The organism is Chryseobacterium viscerum, assembly GCF_025949665.1.
Lineage (GTDB): Bacteria > Bacteroidota > Bacteroidia > Flavobacteriales > Weeksellaceae > Chryseobacterium > Chryseobacterium viscerum_A.
On sequence record NZ_JAPDFT010000006.1, the window covers coordinates 115,072 to 129,832 of the forward strand.

The following is a 14,761-nucleotide window of genomic DNA, read 5'->3' on the forward strand; positions in this document are numbered from 1 at the left end:
GAAGTTAGGGAAAATGGTCCCGGAATGGGATTAGATTGTTGATTCGATAATTAGGTATCTGATGTGACTTTTTCAGAATAGTATAGCCTTAAAACAAAAACAAATCCCGAAGGTGGTCGGGATTTATTTTTAATCAAATTAATTCTTCCTTTTTCAGGAGCGAAATAATTCGTAGCAAAAATGAAGTGGATATTTCTTTCTTAGTTTTTGCTGCAGAAGAATCAGTTCTGCCTTTCAGCATAACTTTTTTGTGATTCTCATGGTTAGTTTGTGTCTCTCCTGCAATCATCTTGTTTCTCTTAGTGTTTTTACCCCTTATTCTCATTGCAAACTTACAACGGATACCACAAAAATACCATCCGTATTTTCCCGGTATTTTATATGGGGTTTTCACTGATGTGTAGATTTTTATTCATTTAATTAGTTGATTAATAAAAGAATATGTATATTTAAATCTCCGTTAAAGGAAATAATTAAAGAGGTGTCCGAAAATCTTAAAGAGTAGGAAATTAATACTAAACAAAATAATTATGAAAAATTCAAAAAAGCTTTCAAGAGTAGAAATGAAAACCGTACAAGGTGCTATTAGAGGGTGTAATCCACAGATATTTTGTACCAGCCCGCAAACAAAGTGCTGCCCGGGATGGGTTTGTGCCGGTATAAGACAATATTGTATAGCTGTATAATGATTTTTTACATAAAATTTAGATATGGCTAAGAAAAAGAGAGGGATTCATTTCTCTCTTTTTTTGTATCTTCTTGTTGAATTTAAAAACTAGCTTTAAAATCCTTAAATTTGTTTTAAATTATAATGGTATGAGTTTTTTTGAAGAAAAAAATCCTGAAATGGACAGATATTTGGAAGCACACGCTTCTTCGGAATCCGAAATTCTGAAAAAACTGAGAAGAGAGACTTACCAGAAGACGACACAGCCTCACATGATTTCCGGATATCAGCAGGGAAGGTTATTGACTATTATTTCCCAGATGCTGCAGCCGAAAAGTATTTTGGAGATAGGAACATTCACAGGATATGCTACGCTATGCCTTGCATCAGGATTGGCAAAAGACGGAAAAATTACAACATTGGATGTGAATGAAGATCTTGCTTATCTTCCGAAAAAATATTTTGAGTCAAGTGAATATGCCAGTCAGATTGATTTTAAACTTCAGGATGCCAAAGAATATTTAAAAGAAACAGAGGAGTTTTTTGATCTGATCTTTGTAGATGCTGATAAGGAGAATTATGCAGAATATTTTAAATTGATAAAACCCCACACCAAGTCCGGAACAGTAATCCTGTTTGATAATGTTTTGTGGTACGGGAAAGTGCTTGAAGAAAATCCGAAGCTGAAGTCAACCCAGTCTATTCAGGAATTGAATGATTTAGCGGCAAAAGACGAAGATTTTGAAAATCTTATTTTACCTTTGCGGGATGGAGTCAACTTTCTTCGCAGAAAGTAATAAAAATATCCTAAGATTAAAACATTTAAAGAGAGTACAGGTTGTATTTTTTCTTTAAATTATTCAATCTTTAAATTGAGAGTTAATGAATAAAGGAATTTGTATTGTTACAGTAGCGCCGGTTCGTGCAGAGAATTCTGACAGAGCTGAAATTGTTACGGAAATATTGTTCGGAGAAAGTGCAGATATTTTGGAAGTAGATAAAAACTGGACCAAAATAAAGATGCATTATGATGGCTATGAAGGATGGATGGATACCAAACAGCTGAAACCAATAACAGAAGAAGAACTGGCTAAAAGGAAAGTTACTGTCGTTACTGAGGATTTCTCTTCCGTATTAATGAATGACGGGAAGACTCTGCTTTCTATGGGATCAGAAGTGGAGTTTCCGGTGGTTGCTTCAAGGAGAAGTCATGATGTACGTGAAAGTATTGCCCTGACGGCAAAAGAATTCCTTAATGTACCTTATCTGTGGGGTGGGAAAAGCTTTTTTGCAGTAGATTGCTCAGGATTTACTCAACTGGTATACAAAATTCACAATATTAAAATTCCAAGAGATGCTTCGCAGCAGGCTGAGGTAGGTGAACCTCTTACCTTTGTAGAAGAAACACAGCCTGGAGACCTTGCTTTCTTTGAAAATGCAGAAGGAAAAATTATTCACGTAGGGATTATGCTGGATAATCAAAAAATTATCCATGCTTCAGGAAAAGTGAGAATTGATACATTAGATTCCACAGGGATTTTCAATAAAGAAATGAATAAGCACACCCATAAACTGAGAGTGCTGAAAAGTGTAATTTAATCATAATTCAATCTCATCTGAAATGGAAAATATTCTTTTTACAATTTTTGATATTTTTAATTTTGGATTGGTCGTTTTTCTGTGGTGGTTTACCATCAAGAATTATAATGCTTTGCCAAAGAGAATTCCTGTACATTTTGATATGGAAGGGAAAGCGGATGGATTTGGTGGAAAAAAATATGCATTTCTGATGCCTGTATTAGCTCTTGGACTGTATGCTCTGTTCATCTATGGAGTAAGGCATCCTGAAGATACTAATTTCCCTGTAGAAATTACGGATCAGAATATGAATGCTCAGTTTTTAATTATGAAAATTGGATTGAGAATTCTTTTTGTTGTATTGGCTGTCATTTTTACAAATATTCAGGACTATATGTTCAGATATGCTGTTGATGATAAAGCTAAACCCAGAATTTCATTTGCTGCCATATTTTTATCAGTCGTGTTATTTACTCCTGCATTACTTTTTATAGCTCATCTTTTTAAATGATACACACTAAAGAAAATTCAGAACATTATATCTGGGGAAACCATTGTGACAGCTGGATTCTGAAAAAGACAGAAGGATTATCTGTGAAACAGGAAAAAATGCCCGCAGGAACTTCAGAAAAACTACACTTTCACAAAGTGGCAGAACAGTTTTTTTATATTCTGAAAGGAGAAGCTGTATTTTATATCAATGAAGAGAAATTCCTGGTTAAACAAGGAGAATCTATTTCTATTGCACCGGAATCAAAACATTTTATTTCCAATGAATCCAACGAAGAAATTGAGTTTTTAGTCATATCCAATCCACCTGCGGATCATGATAGAATTGAAATAAAAGAATAATTAAAATGGCTTTTCTATACAATATATTTATCAGTCTCCTTGCTTTCGGAATGAAGGCTTTTGCATTGATTAATGATAAAACTAAAAAAGGCGTTGAAGGGAGAAAGCAGTCTTTAGATAAAGTGAAATCAGCATTTTCAAAAACAGATAAAGTGATTTGGATGCATGCTGCCAGTTTAGGAGAATATGAGCAGGGACTTCCTGTTTTGGAAAAGCTTAAAGATAATTTTCCCGGACATAAAGTTCTGGTGACTTTTTTTTCTCCCTCAGGATATGAGAATGTAATTAAGAAGAAACATATTGCAGACGTTATATGTTACTTGCCATTCGATAAAAAAAATGCTGTAAAGGAGTTTGTATCACAGTTTAATACTGAACTATTTTTTACGGTTAAATATGATTACTGGTACAATCTGCTTGCAGAACTGAAAAATCAAGGGGCAAAAATTTACGTTATTTCCGCTTTGTTCTATGAAAGACAGTCCTTCTTTACTTCCTATGGAAAATGGTTTGTAAAACAGCTTCGGAAAGATGTGGATTGGTTTTTTCATCAGACACAATTTTCATTGGCTCTGGCCAAGAGTATAGGATTGATAAAATCTTCTGTAACGGGAGACACAAGGTTTGACAGGGTAAAACAACTTCGTAGCAGGAACAACCATGTAGATTATATTGCAGACTTTAAAGGAGGTAATAAAACAGTCGTTTTTGGGAGTTCATGGCAGGCTGAAGAAAAAATAGCAGAAGTGGTTTCCCGTAAAAATAATATGGTGAAACTCATTATCGCACCCCATGATCTGAAAAGAGTAGAGCATTTGAAAAGTATATTCCCGGGTGCATTATTATACAGTCAGATACAGGATAATCTATCATCAATTGATAGCGCTCAACTTTTAATTATAGACAGTATTGGCTTATTGTCAAAACTATATTCTTATGCAGATGCAGCCGTTGTGGGAGGAGGATTTCATGATGCAGGACTTCATAATATTCTGGAAGCGGCAACTTTTGGGGTTCCTGTGATCTTTGGAAATCATTACAAAAAAAATCCAGAAGCTGATGATCTCATCACTGCGAACGGCGGAAAATCTTTTCCAGACGAATATACGGCCGCTGAATTTGTTTTATTTCTTATAAATGAAGATAATCAGGAAGAACTTACAGAAATGTCCCAGAATGCAGGAAAATTCGTAGATGGAAAACCTGATTCTACCAAAATGATTCTACAGAAAATCTTATCGTAAATATCCCTGGCTTTTCATTTCTTTCATGATCTGATCTATGTTTTCTGGAATCCTGTCGCATTCAAGCCAGTTGATGTCAAGACCATTGTTCACACAGAGTTTTTGAAGATAATGGTTTTCTGAGATTTTCTTTTGGGTGTCCCGCAGATATTCATCAATTTCCATCCAGTAATCTTCATCCAGTTTTTTAATAAGAGTCAAAGCTTTGAATACTTTATTGATGATGTAAATATAGAGTTTGTAAACATTGTCAAATCTTTGTCTGCTGAGGTCATTGTTGTTTTCCAGAATTTTATTGATAAGAAGAAGATTCAGCGAAACTTCCCCGAATTTATCTGTGGTAATTTTAATATGTTCAGTGATTTCTGCGCTTATCTTTCGGATGATAGTCAGGAAATAAGGAGCATTTCCAGTGTATTTTGAGGCTAAAAGAACCTTTTCCGCTACAATTTCCTCCATTGCATTTCTCTTATCATCTGTAGTTTCCGGATCAATAAGCTCGAAATACAATTTTTTAGACAATAATTTATCCTTTCTCAGAAGCCTGAAAATAAGTTTATCTTTCTCGGTACCGGAAAAAGCGCTCAGAGCCGCTTTGAACTCTTTTGAATACTCCATTAATTGAAAATTTTCGAATACTTCATGAATCCGTTCAGTGCCCAGTTAGCCGTATAATACAATGATTTTAAAGTTGAAAACCCCATGAAATACTTATAGACTAGATATTGATCTTTGATGATATTTTTTTTCTTTCTGGAAACACTGTTTTCACGCATTCTGTATTTTGCTAATGTCTTTTGTACAGGAATCCCTTCAGGAATTACTTTTAAAAGATTAAGCCACATGACATGATCTTCACGTTTGCTTTTTACAGGAAACAAAAATTTTCCAACCCTTTGGGTATCATACATTGTGGAAACCGGTGCCAGACGGCATGTCTTCAAAAGATTAGAGAATGTAACCACTTTATCTGCCAGAAAATCTTTCAGGATAGGCTGAAGCTGTTCATCACATCTGGAATAGTTGCAATAAACCAGTTCTGCATTATGTTCCTGCATATAATCTGTCATTGTTTCCAGATATTCAGGATACCAGTAATCGTCAGAATCCAGAAAAGCGATATATCTTCCTTGTGCTCTTTCCAGACTGTTGTTTCTTGCATTTCCTGCACCTCCATTTTTTTCCAGTACCTGTAGTTTTATTCTGGGATCATTATATTTTCTGATAATCTCAACTGTATTATCTTTGGAAAGGTCATCAGTAATCAGCCATTCCCAGTTTTCATAGGCTTGGTTAAGAACAGACTGTATGGTTTCCTCGATAAATTCAGCAGAATTATAACAGGGAGTGATAATGGAGACAAGATCTTTCATTTGTGCTTTTTAAGACTGTAAAATTATAAAAATCTTTTTTCATAAAGATGCCAGGAAGCAATTCCTACCCCTATAACTACCAACATACATACCAATCCCATAAAGTAAGGATTATAATTGGCAAAAAGTCCCAATGTTGCAAATACCCTGATGATAGGGAAGTGGAATATGTAGATTCCATAAGTGAAATCTCCGTACTTTCCGAAATTATTCAAAAATTTAAATGAGTAAGCAATATACAGAACAATGATGCTGATCATCATCGGAGAGAATAGCTTTATATTAAAAATCAGATCTATCCAGACCGTAATCATAGCAATGATGAATAAAGTATTCTTGTGTTTGATAAACTTGTCAAAATTAAAGTAAATCAGCATTCCACCAATGAAATAACATAGTGAACCCGGCAGCTGTCTTGAAAGAGCCGCTTTTCCAGCCATTTCAAAATAATTAAGATATACCAGAGAAAGGAAATACAGTACGATCAGACTGATATTTCGGTATTTGTTATTTTTTCCAAACAATAGAAACATTAACGGAACAGCTATATAAAAACACATTTCTATCTTAAGAGTCCATAAGGCCCCATTTACAGCCTGGTTTCCGAATACACCGGGAAGCCAGGGTGCTTTAAAATTCATAAAAATTGAATTCCAGAATAAATATTTATAAACCTGCGTATTGCCGAAATATTCAGAAAGAGGAAGTGTACTCACGAGGCTCAGTAATACAGCACACAGAAAAACAACTAATAGATAAGCGGGAACAATTCTGTTGAATCTCTTTTTAGCGTAGCTTTTTAAACTGGATGACCTTTCGTAGCTTCTCGCAATAAGAAATCCACTAACGATAAAAAATGAGAAAACAGCCACTTCCACAGGGCTGTGCGTTAGAATTGTAAGCTGGGCAGAGCCGCTTAATGCTCCCAAATGTCCTACAAAGACAATGAAAGCAAGGAGAACACGTATAAAATCAAAATTGTTTCTCGTAATATCCTGCATTTGTATTTTGTTTCCTGCAAAAATAACTTTTTTAATAGAATGAACGATGCTCATGTATCCATTATTTGTTAAATAAAGGGAAAATAGGGGCTCACTATTTTAAAATATATATAAATAATCGTCGATAAAATAATTTTTCATAAAAAATAGTAATATAAATCAAAAAAATTATAATTTTAGCGCTTGAAAAAATTGATCTATGAAGAAATTAGCATTACTATTTGCAGGTTTATCTTTGTTTGCTGCAGCTACAGGCTGTAGTAGTGACAATGATACTGTTCTGGAAGCTCCTCTTGTTGGGACATGGCAACCATTAAAAGAAGTTGTTACCACTGTAGAAGTTGGTGAAGACCCGGTTTCTAACACGATTACTTATACAGATTGTCAGAAACAGACAAGATGGTGGTTTAGCGTTGACTCCAAAGGAGGAAAGACGAACTGGGGAGATACCGCTACACCTGGTCAGTGTGCTATTCTTTCTGATATAAAATTCAATTATACCTATAATAAGGAAGGAAAAGACGTTCAGATGAAAATTCAGGGGATAGTAGAGCCGCAAAATGCAAAGGTTATTACTCTGGATGCTACAACGCTCAATCTTGCTGTAAGAGAGGAGACACAGGATCCTACTATATTCCAGACAAGAACATATACCTTCAAAAGAGTTACTCAATAATAGTATATACTTCAGGATATAAAACAGATCTCATCTCCGGATGGGATTTTTTTGTTGGGGATAGAATTGCAATTCATCATAAATTAAATTTCCATTTACTTTAAAATCATTATTTTTGTGAATCTTGTTAAAAAGAAAAATAATTCAATATTTTAAAGTCTAACATATAACATATATATAAAGTGTTTTACGATCATCAGCAGATAGAAAAAAAGTGGCAGAAATACTGGGAGGAAAATCAAACTTATAAAACCTCTAATAACACAGATAAACCCAAATTTTACGTACTCGATATGTTTCCGTATCCATCCGGAGCAGGTCTTCACGTAGGTCACCCGCTGGGATACATAGCATCGGATATCTATGCAAGATATAAAAGACATCAGGGTTTTAATGTTCTTCACCCGGTAGGATATGACAGTTTTGGACTTCCTGCTGAGCAGTATGCTATCCAGACAGGGCAGCATCCCGCTATTACTACAGAACAGAATATCAACAGATACGAAGAGCAGTTAAGAAAAATCGGTTTCTCATTCGATTGGAGCAGAGAAGTAAGAACTTCAGATGCATCTTATTATAAATGGACACAATGGATCTTTATCCAGCTCTACCATTCTTGGTATAATAAAAATACCGATAAGGCAGAATCTATTGATTCCCTGATCCAACATTTTGAAGAAAAAGGAACAGAAGGATTAAATGCCAATCAGAATGACGAATTAAATTTCACAGCAGAAGAATGGAAAATGGCTTCCGATCTTGATAAAGAAGATATCCTGTTAAACTATCGTCTTGCTTACAGAGCAGAAACCACTGTAAACTGGTGCCCTGCATTAGGAACTGTATTGGCAAACGATGAAATAAAAGATGGAAAATCTGAAAGAGGAGGGTTTCCTGTTTTCCAAAAGAAAATGATGCAGTGGAGTATGAGAATCTCCGCATACTCTGAAAGATTATTACAAGGATTGAATACTTTAGACTGGCCGCAGCCTTTGAAAGATTCTCAGGAATACTGGATTGGTAAATCTCAGGGAGCACAGGTTCAGTTCAAGGTAGAAAGCCATAATGAAATCGTTGAGGTATTTACAACAAGACCTGATACTATTTTTGGAGCTACCTTTATGGTATTGGCTCCGGAAAATCCTTTAGTGGAAGCAATTACTACTGATGCTCAAAAAGTAGAAATAGATACTTATATTGAAGAAACTTCCAAAAAAACCGAAAGAGACAGAATGTCTGACGTGAAAAACGTGAGCGGAGCTTTCACAGGAAGTTATGCAATCAATCCGTTCAGCAACGAAAAAATGCCGATCTATATTTCAGACTATGTGTTGATGGGATATGGGACAGGAGCCGTGATGGCTGTTCCGGCGCATGATGAACGTGACCACAGATTTGCAAAGAAATTCAATCTTGAAATTAAAAAAGTTGTAGAAACAGAAGAAGATGTTCAGGAAAAATCTTTTGATTCCAAAGATTCCGTTTGTGTCAATTCTGATTTCTTAAACGGATTGAATTATAATGATGCAAAGTCAAAAATAATTTCAGAGATCGAAACTAAAGGAATCGGTCATGGTACAACGAACTACAGACAGCGTGATGCAGTTTTCTCAAGACAGCGTTATTGGGGAGAACCTGTTCCTATATATTATAAGGATGGGATGCCTTACACATTGCCAGCTTCCGCTTTACCATTAGAACTTCCTGAAGTTGAAAAATACTTACCTACAGAAGACGGAGATCCGCCATTAGGGAATGCAAAAGAATTTGCATGGGATGAAGCTAACCAAAAAGTAGTTGCTACAGATCTGGTGGATGATAAAACTATTTTCCCGTTAGAATTATCTACAATGCCGGGTTGGGCTGGAAGCTCATGGTATTTCCTTAGATATATGGATCCACAAAATGACGGAGAATTCTGTGCAAAGAATCTTTCAGACTATTGGGGACAGGTAGATTTATATATTGGAGGCAGTGAGCACGCAACCGGTCACTTATTATATTCCCGTTTCTGGAACATGTTTTTAAAGGACAGGGGATACATCAATCATGATGAGCCATTCCAGAAATTGATCAACCAGGGGATGATCTTAGGAATGAGTGCATATGTATATAGAATTGAAGGAACTAATCAATATGTTTCTAAAAATCTGGCAGGAAATTACCAGACTCAGCAGATCCATGTTGACGTATCCTTGTTAAAAGGAACTTCTGACGAATTGGATACTGAAGCTTTCAAAGCATGGAGACCTGATTATGCAGATGCAGAATTTATTATGGAAGATGGAAAATACATCACAGACCGTGAAGTAGAAAAAATGTCCAAGTCAAAATACAATGTAGTAAATCCTGATGATATCTGTGAAGAGTACGGAGCAGACGGATTAAGATTATACGAAATGTTCTTAGGCCCGCTGGAACAATCCAAGCCTTGGAATACTCAGGGATTAAGTGGTGTATATGGTTTTCTTAAAAAATTCTGGAATCTGTATTTTAATGGAGATGCATTTGAAGTTTCAGAAGAAGAACCTACAAAAGAAGAATACAAAGTTTTACATACTTTAATAAAGAAGGTGGTATATGATATTGAAAACTTCTCATTCAATACATCTGTATCATCCTTTATGATTGCTGTGAATGAGCTCCAGAAAATAAAATGTAACAAACGCAATATTTTAGAGCCGCTGGCCGTTATCATTTCTCCGTATGCGCCTCACATCTGTGAAGAACTATGGAGTTTGTTAGGATACAATACATCTATTGAATTTGAAAAATTCCCGGTATTAAATGAAGATTATCTGATTGAAGATGAAATTCAGTATCCGGTAAGTGTAAATGGTAAAATGAAGTTCAAAATTTCACTTTCAGCTCAATTATCTGCCAAGGAAGTGGAAGATTTGGTGATTTCGAGTGATAAAATGCAACAGATTTTGGAGGGTAAAACCCCTAAAAAAATCATTGTAGTCCCTCACCGTATTGTGAATATCGTAATTTAAATAAAATTTAACATTGGGAAATTAAAAAAAATGGGTGTCTTATTTTTTTGATTTTTTAACTCAAATGTTAAATTTGGGGAAAATAAATAAAATATTTAAAAATAATTATTATATCGAAATCGTATTAAAATTTCTTTATCAAAAAAAAGCAAAATGTTTAATTAAGACTCTTGCATTTTAATTAATTTTGCCTTTAATTTACACCCTGTAAAATTTTAAAACAATATAATTTAGTTAAATATGGAAATGAATGTTTCAAAAAATGATGAGCAAGTAGTTGCTAGAAAGGCAGGAGGTTTAAATCCAGCTGTTATTATTCCTATTCTATTTATTATAGGAGTATGTATTTATTTATTCGTTCTTGGTAGCCCAGGAAACTTTAAAGATGCAGATAAACTAGGAAGTGGGTCTGTAGCCTTTTCAAGTGTTGAAGGAAAAGACATTCACCCAGAATCGTTTTTAGGTATTATCTACAAAGGAGGGGTTATCGTACCAATCTTGATTACTTTCATGATTACTGTAATCGTTTTCTCTTTTGAAAGATATTTCGTTCTTGGTAAAGCTGCCGGAAAAGGAAACTTAGACAACTTCGTTGTACAAGTAAGAAGCTTACTAAACCAAAACAAAATTGACGAAGCTATCGAAGAGTGTGACAGACAACAAGGTTCTGTAGGTAACGTAGTAAAAGAAGGTCTTACTACTTACAAAGCACTTTCTCACGATACTACATTAAATAAAGAGCAGAAAATGGTAGCGCTTAACAAAGCTATCGAAGAAGCTACTACTCTTGAGATGCCAATGCTTGAGAAAAACATGATGATCCTTTCTACTTTAGGTACTGTTGCAACGTTAGTAGCACTACTTGGAACGGTAATCGGGATGATCAAGGCATTCTTCGCATTAGGTTCAGGAGGAGGTACTCCGGATGCTGCTGCTCTATCTACAGGTATCTCTGAAGCCTTGATCAACACGGCATTAGGTATTGGTACTTCAGCAATCGCTATTATCCTTTATAACTTCTTTACATCTAAAATTGATGGATTAACTTACAAGATCGACGAGATCTCTATGAGTATCCAACAATCTTTCGCTGAATTCAACTAAGAATTAGCAAGATATTTGCATTAGCAATTAAAAGAAGTTTAATTAAAAATATTTTATAATAATGGCGAGAGTCAAACCAAAAAGACATGGAGTAATTACGGACATGACTGCAATGTGTGACGTTGCGTTCCTACTCCTTACGTTCTTTATCTTGACCACTCAGTTTAAAAAACCTGACGTGGAGCAGATCAAACCGCCATCTTCAATTTCGGAAAAATTGCTTCCTGATGCTAGTTTAATGACTATCAACGCTACTCCGGACGGAAAATTCTATTTCCAGCCAGTAGAAAATGCATCAGAAAGACTTGCACTTTTGGAAAAAATGGGACAAAAGTATGGAGTTACTTTTGATAACAACCAAAAAGCAGCTTTCCAGAAAATTCAGGCAATTGGAGTTCCAATGAACCAACTTAAGGGGTATTTGGATATGCCTGCAGATGAGCAGAAAAATTATAAGAGTCCTACAGGTATTCCTATGGACAGTACAAATAAGCAATTAATTGATTGGGTAAAAGAAAGTTTGAGCGTTAATCCTGACTACAAGTTAGCTATTAAAGGTGACGTTACAACTCAGTACCCTAAAGTTAAAAGCCTATTTGAGGGTTTAAGAGATATTGATTTTCTTAAATTTTGGTTGATTACATCACAAGAAGGTAAACCTAACGAATAATATCGATAGAAATGGCAGAAGTACAAGTACAAGAAAAAGGCGGCAAGGGCGGCAAGGTCCGTTCCAAGAAGCAGAGTACCAGAGTCGATATGACTCCGATGGTGGACTTGGGTTTTCTATTGATTACCTTCTTTATGTTCACAACTACATTCAGTAAACCGAATGTTATGGATTTGGGTCTTCCGGCTAAACCGAAAGATGAAAAACAAAAACCACCTCCAACAGAAATTAAACTTTCTAACTCAATTTCTATTTTATTAGGAAAAGATAACAGAGTATTTTGGCACCAGCAGGATGCTACATCCTTGAATGACCAAACTCTTATGGAAACTACTCTTGATAGAGAAGGAATTAGAAAAGTAATTCAGCAGGCAAAATCTAGAGCTGCAGATCAAACGAAATTTACCGTGATCATTAAGCCAACTGACGATGCTGTATATAAGAACTTTGTTGATATTCTTGACGAAATGGCAATTACCAAAAGTGAGCAGTACGGTGTTACTGATATCAAGCCTTGGGAAAAAGCTATTTATGAGAAAAAAGTAGGAGGTGCTGCTGCACCAGCTGCTGCTACAAAGTAATTTAACCATAAAATTGTTATATCTAATCTATGGCAGATGAAAATGTATACGGTCAGAATCTTACTCTAGACGAAATCGTATTTGAAAATAGAAACAAGGAATATGGTGCCTACGATATTAGACATCAGTATCCGAGACTTTTAACAAAGTCTTTTATCATCGGAACAGCATTATTCCTTTTGGCAGCTTTGTCTCCGTTCATCTATCTTACGATTAAAAATCTTACAGCTCCGCCTAAGCAAGAAGTAAAGGCAGATCTAGTAGATATTATCGAAGAAGATCCGATTATTGAGCAGCCTAAGGAAGAAGAACCACCTCCACCACCTCCACCTCCAAAAGAAGAGGAGAAAATTGAAGTGATTCAGAACGTAGTTCCTGAGCCTGTAAAAGCTCCAAAAATTGAAACTCCACCACCACCAATTTCTAAGCAGTTGGAAACTACAACTGGTTTGAATAATCAGGAGGGGGTAAAGGCTCCAGCTTATACGCCGCCGCCGCCACCACCATCTACAGGTACTAAAGCTAGTACAGCAGAGGTGAAAACAAATAATCCTAACGAGATCTACAAAGATGTAGACCAATCTGCAGAATATCCTGGAGGTATGGGAGCATTAAGAAAGTTCTTGGGAGATAATTTTGATACTTCTTTAATGGAAGGAGGCGAAGGAACGCTTAAAGCTAAGCTGAAGTTCGTTGTAGAAAAAGACGGAACTGTTTCTGCAGTTACTATTGAAGAGAAATCTCCAAATGGCGACTTTAACAGTGAAGCTGTACGTGTAGTTAAGAAACTTAAAAAATGGACTCCTGCGAAGAGAAACGGGGAGAGCGTTAGATCTTACTATAGTGTACCATTTACTATGAACTTTGAATAAGACTTAAGTTATTCAAAATATAAATAAAAAGAGAGGCATATGCTTCTCTTTTTATTTTTTTTGGTATTTTTGTTACATGATGTTCAATTGGTTATCCCTGGTTACGGGATTGTTTTATATCGTTTTAGGAATTGTAGTGATTGTCTACAAATTCTTCTTTACTATTTTGGAACCTGCTGTTGCCTATGCACTAGGTGTAGTACTGGTTATTTATGGTATTTTCAGAATTTACAGAGCGATCTCAAGAATTAAAAAATCGAGAAATGAAGAATAGTTTTAAGCTTGCAGTAATTGTTGTTTTGAGCATAATGCTTGCGGGCTGCAAAAAGGAGAAAAATGCTCCTTCTTATCACAAAGGTGATCTTACAATTTTTACTGACGAGTCTTTTCAAAGTGTCACAGAAGCATTAGCTGACGGCTATATGATCAATTACCCTGAAACTCACATCAAAGTAGAAACCAAAAAAGAAGATTTAGGACTTCTTGATCTTCTGAAAGGGAGTGCTAAAGTAGTGGTGATGTCCAGAAATCTTACTCCTGAAGAAATAAAAACATACGAAGAAAGAACAGATTTAAAGTTTCTTCCTGCTAAATTTGCTGCGGACGCAGTGGTTTTTGTAGTTCCTAAAGACTCTCCGAAAGAAAATATTTCAATGGAGGAAATCAATAGTGGGCTGATGTCTGATAAAAAAGAATTCATTTTCGATGGAACCAACTCAAGTAATCTGAATTTTGTAGCTGAAAAATTAAAAAAACAGCCAAAAGACCTTCAATTTTCCATTATTCCAGGAAATCAGAAGATCATAGAGGAATTAGGTAAATATCCTGATAAAATAGGGGTTATAGGGCTTAATACTTTTAGCCGTCCTTATGATAAAACTTCTGAGAAACTAAGAGAAATGGTTAAAATTCTCCCTGTTGTAGAAAAAGGGAAGCTTTACAATGCAGATTTTGAAGGGCTTCGTACAATGGAATATCCTTTTACAAGAGTTCTTTATTTCCTGATTAATGAAGGTAATTTTAATATTGCCAACGGATTTATAAGATTTTCGTGCACTCATTTAGGGCAAAAAATTGTGCAAAAAGAAGGTCTGCAGCCTTATAACATTTACAAGAGAGAGGTTCAGATGCGTTAAAAAATATTAAA

Annotated in this window: 18 protein-coding genes; 14 read left to right on the forward strand and 4 right to left on the reverse strand. The window is 35.3% G+C overall.

All coding sequences use genetic code 11. The features are described 5' to 3' along the window. Positions 1-133: 133 nt before the first annotated feature. Complete coding sequence (locus OL225_RS21100) at positions 134-394, reverse strand: hypothetical protein (protein WP_264519496.1); 261 nt, start codon at positions 392-394, stop codon at positions 134-136. A 136-nt stretch (positions 395-530) separates the two neighbouring features. On the opposite strand from OL225_RS21100, the gene OL225_RS22090 reads away from it, so the two are divergent. The 6 genes from OL225_RS22090 to OL225_RS21125 all read left to right on the forward strand — a co-directional run bounded on the left by OL225_RS22090 (position 531) and on the right by OL225_RS21125 (position 4,341). Further along, positions 531-686: a CCPGW family putative bacteriocin gene (locus tag OL225_RS22090; RefSeq protein WP_407296040.1), complete on the forward strand. Its 156-nt coding sequence runs from the start codon at positions 531-533 to the stop codon at positions 684-686. A 130-nt stretch (positions 687-816) separates the two neighbouring features. Further along, on the forward strand, positions 817-1,464 hold the full coding sequence (locus OL225_RS21105; RefSeq protein WP_264519497.1) for an O-methyltransferase: 648 nt from the start codon (positions 817-819) through the stop codon (positions 1,462-1,464). An 85-nt stretch (positions 1,465-1,549) separates the two neighbouring features. After that, the gene (locus OL225_RS21110) at positions 1,550-2,266 is read left to right on the forward strand and encodes a C40 family peptidase (protein ID WP_047373538.1); all 717 of its coding nucleotides are present in this window, start codon (positions 1,550-1,552) and stop codon (positions 2,264-2,266) included. Positions 2,267-2,288: 22 nt separating this feature from the next. Beyond that, the gene (locus OL225_RS21115) at positions 2,289-2,756 is read left to right on the forward strand and encodes a DUF1648 domain-containing protein (protein WP_264519498.1); all 468 of its coding nucleotides are present in this window, start codon (positions 2,289-2,291) and stop codon (positions 2,754-2,756) included. Beyond that, positions 2,753-3,097, forward strand: coding sequence for a cupin domain-containing protein (locus tag OL225_RS21120; protein WP_264519499.1), 345 nt, complete (start codon positions 2,753-2,755; stop codon positions 3,095-3,097). Before OL225_RS21115 ends, OL225_RS21120 begins: the two co-directional genes overlap by 4 nt. 5 nt (positions 3,098-3,102) lie before the next feature. Further along, the gene (locus OL225_RS21125; protein ID WP_264519500.1) at positions 3,103-4,341 is read left to right on the forward strand and encodes a 3-deoxy-D-manno-octulosonic acid transferase; all 1,239 of its coding nucleotides are present in this window, start codon (positions 3,103-3,105) and stop codon (positions 4,339-4,341) included. On the opposite strand, the gene OL225_RS21130 is transcribed toward OL225_RS21125, so the two are convergent. From OL225_RS21130 to OL225_RS21140, 3 genes are read right to left on the reverse strand one after another with little or no spacing between them, the layout of a single operon-like run. Then, on the reverse strand, positions 4,333-4,959 hold the full coding sequence (locus tag OL225_RS21130; protein ID WP_264519501.1) for a deoxyuridine 5'-triphosphate nucleotidohydrolase: 627 nt from the start codon (positions 4,957-4,959) through the stop codon (positions 4,333-4,335). The two genes, OL225_RS21125 and OL225_RS21130, sit on opposite strands and share 9 nt — an antisense overlap. Next, on the reverse strand, positions 4,959-5,714 hold the full coding sequence (locus OL225_RS21135; RefSeq protein ID WP_264519502.1) for a glycosyltransferase family 2 protein: 756 nt from the start codon (positions 5,712-5,714) through the stop codon (positions 4,959-4,961). The genes OL225_RS21130 and OL225_RS21135 overlap by 1 nt, the downstream gene beginning before the upstream one ends. A 23-nt stretch (positions 5,715-5,737) precedes the next feature. Next, positions 5,738-6,769, reverse strand: a complete 1,032-nt coding sequence (locus OL225_RS21140; RefSeq protein ID WP_264519503.1) for an acyltransferase family protein — start codon at positions 6,767-6,769, stop codon at positions 5,738-5,740. Between the two features lie 145 nt (positions 6,770-6,914). On the opposite strand from OL225_RS21140, the gene OL225_RS21145 reads away from it, so the two are divergent. The 8 genes from OL225_RS21145 (at position 6,915) to OL225_RS21180 (ending at position 14,750) form a co-directional block, all read left to right on the forward strand. Further along, positions 6,915-7,391, forward strand: coding sequence for a lipocalin family protein (locus OL225_RS21145; protein ID WP_047373532.1), 477 nt, complete (start codon positions 6,915-6,917; stop codon positions 7,389-7,391). A gap of 182 nt (positions 7,392-7,573) precedes the next feature. Next, positions 7,574-10,387 (forward strand): leucine--tRNA ligase, encoded by a 2,814-nt coding sequence (gene leuS, locus OL225_RS21150; protein WP_264519504.1) that lies wholly within the window; start codon positions 7,574-7,576, stop codon positions 10,385-10,387. A 240-nt stretch (positions 10,388-10,627) separates the two neighbouring features. Continuing rightward, a complete protein-coding gene (locus tag OL225_RS21155; RefSeq protein WP_047373530.1) occupies positions 10,628-11,491 on the forward strand; it encodes a MotA/TolQ/ExbB proton channel family protein in 864 nt (287 codons plus the stop codon). A gap of 61 nt (positions 11,492-11,552) precedes the next feature. Then, a complete protein-coding gene (locus OL225_RS21160) occupies positions 11,553-12,161 on the forward strand; it encodes an ExbD/TolR family protein (protein ID WP_047373529.1) in 609 nt (202 codons plus the stop codon). A gap of 11 nt (positions 12,162-12,172) precedes the next feature. Beyond that, a complete protein-coding gene (locus OL225_RS21165; protein WP_047373528.1) occupies positions 12,173-12,742 on the forward strand; it encodes an ExbD/TolR family protein in 570 nt (189 codons plus the stop codon). A 29-nt stretch (positions 12,743-12,771) separates the two neighbouring features. Beyond that, a complete protein-coding gene (locus OL225_RS21170) occupies positions 12,772-13,614 on the forward strand; it encodes an energy transducer TonB (RefSeq protein WP_047373527.1) in 843 nt (280 codons plus the stop codon). Between the two features lie 76 nt (positions 13,615-13,690). After that, the gene (locus OL225_RS21175; protein ID WP_172617109.1) at positions 13,691-13,888 is read left to right on the forward strand and encodes a DUF308 domain-containing protein; all 198 of its coding nucleotides are present in this window, start codon (positions 13,691-13,693) and stop codon (positions 13,886-13,888) included. Continuing rightward, entirely contained in the window at positions 13,878-14,750 is an 873-nt protein-coding gene (locus OL225_RS21180) for a PstS family phosphate ABC transporter substrate-binding protein (protein WP_047373526.1), read from the forward strand. The genes OL225_RS21175 and OL225_RS21180 overlap by 11 nt, the downstream gene beginning before the upstream one ends. Positions 14,751-14,761 lie beyond the last annotated feature (11 nt).

Coding starts and splice junctions, on each gene's coding strand:
- OL225_RS22090 (WP_407296040.1), top strand. CDS start 531: ATGAAAAATTCAAAAAAGCTTTCAAGAGTAGAAATGAAAACCGTACAA.
- OL225_RS21105 (WP_264519497.1), top strand. CDS start 817: ATGAGTTTTTTTGAAGAAAAAAATCCTGAAATGGACAGATATTTGGAA.
- OL225_RS21110 (WP_047373538.1), top strand. CDS start 1,550: ATGAATAAAGGAATTTGTATTGTTACAGTAGCGCCGGTTCGTGCAGAG.
- OL225_RS21115 (WP_264519498.1), top strand. CDS start 2,289: ATGGAAAATATTCTTTTTACAATTTTTGATATTTTTAATTTTGGATTG.
- OL225_RS21120 (WP_264519499.1), top strand. CDS start 2,753: ATGATACACACTAAAGAAAATTCAGAACATTATATCTGGGGAAACCAT.
- OL225_RS21125 (WP_264519500.1), top strand. CDS start 3,103: ATGGCTTTTCTATACAATATATTTATCAGTCTCCTTGCTTTCGGAATG.
- OL225_RS21130 (WP_264519501.1), bottom strand. CDS start 4,959: ATGGAGTATTCAAAAGAGTTCAAAGCGGCTCTGAGCGCTTTTTCCGGT.
- OL225_RS21135 (WP_264519502.1), bottom strand. CDS start 5,714: ATGAAAGATCTTGTCTCCATTATCACTCCCTGTTATAATTCTGCTGAA.
- OL225_RS21140 (WP_264519503.1), bottom strand. CDS start 6,769: ATGAGCATCGTTCATTCTATTAAAAAAGTTATTTTTGCAGGAAACAAA.
- OL225_RS21145 (WP_047373532.1), top strand. CDS start 6,915: ATGAAGAAATTAGCATTACTATTTGCAGGTTTATCTTTGTTTGCTGCA.
- OL225_RS21155 (WP_047373530.1), top strand. CDS start 10,628: ATGGAAATGAATGTTTCAAAAAATGATGAGCAAGTAGTTGCTAGAAAG.
- OL225_RS21160 (WP_047373529.1), top strand. CDS start 11,553: ATGGCGAGAGTCAAACCAAAAAGACATGGAGTAATTACGGACATGACT.
- OL225_RS21165 (WP_047373528.1), top strand. CDS start 12,173: ATGGCAGAAGTACAAGTACAAGAAAAAGGCGGCAAGGGCGGCAAGGTC.
- OL225_RS21170 (WP_047373527.1), top strand. CDS start 12,772: ATGGCAGATGAAAATGTATACGGTCAGAATCTTACTCTAGACGAAATC.
- OL225_RS21175 (WP_172617109.1), top strand. CDS start 13,691: ATGATGTTCAATTGGTTATCCCTGGTTACGGGATTGTTTTATATCGTT.
- OL225_RS21180 (WP_047373526.1), top strand. CDS start 13,878: ATGAAGAATAGTTTTAAGCTTGCAGTAATTGTTGTTTTGAGCATAATG.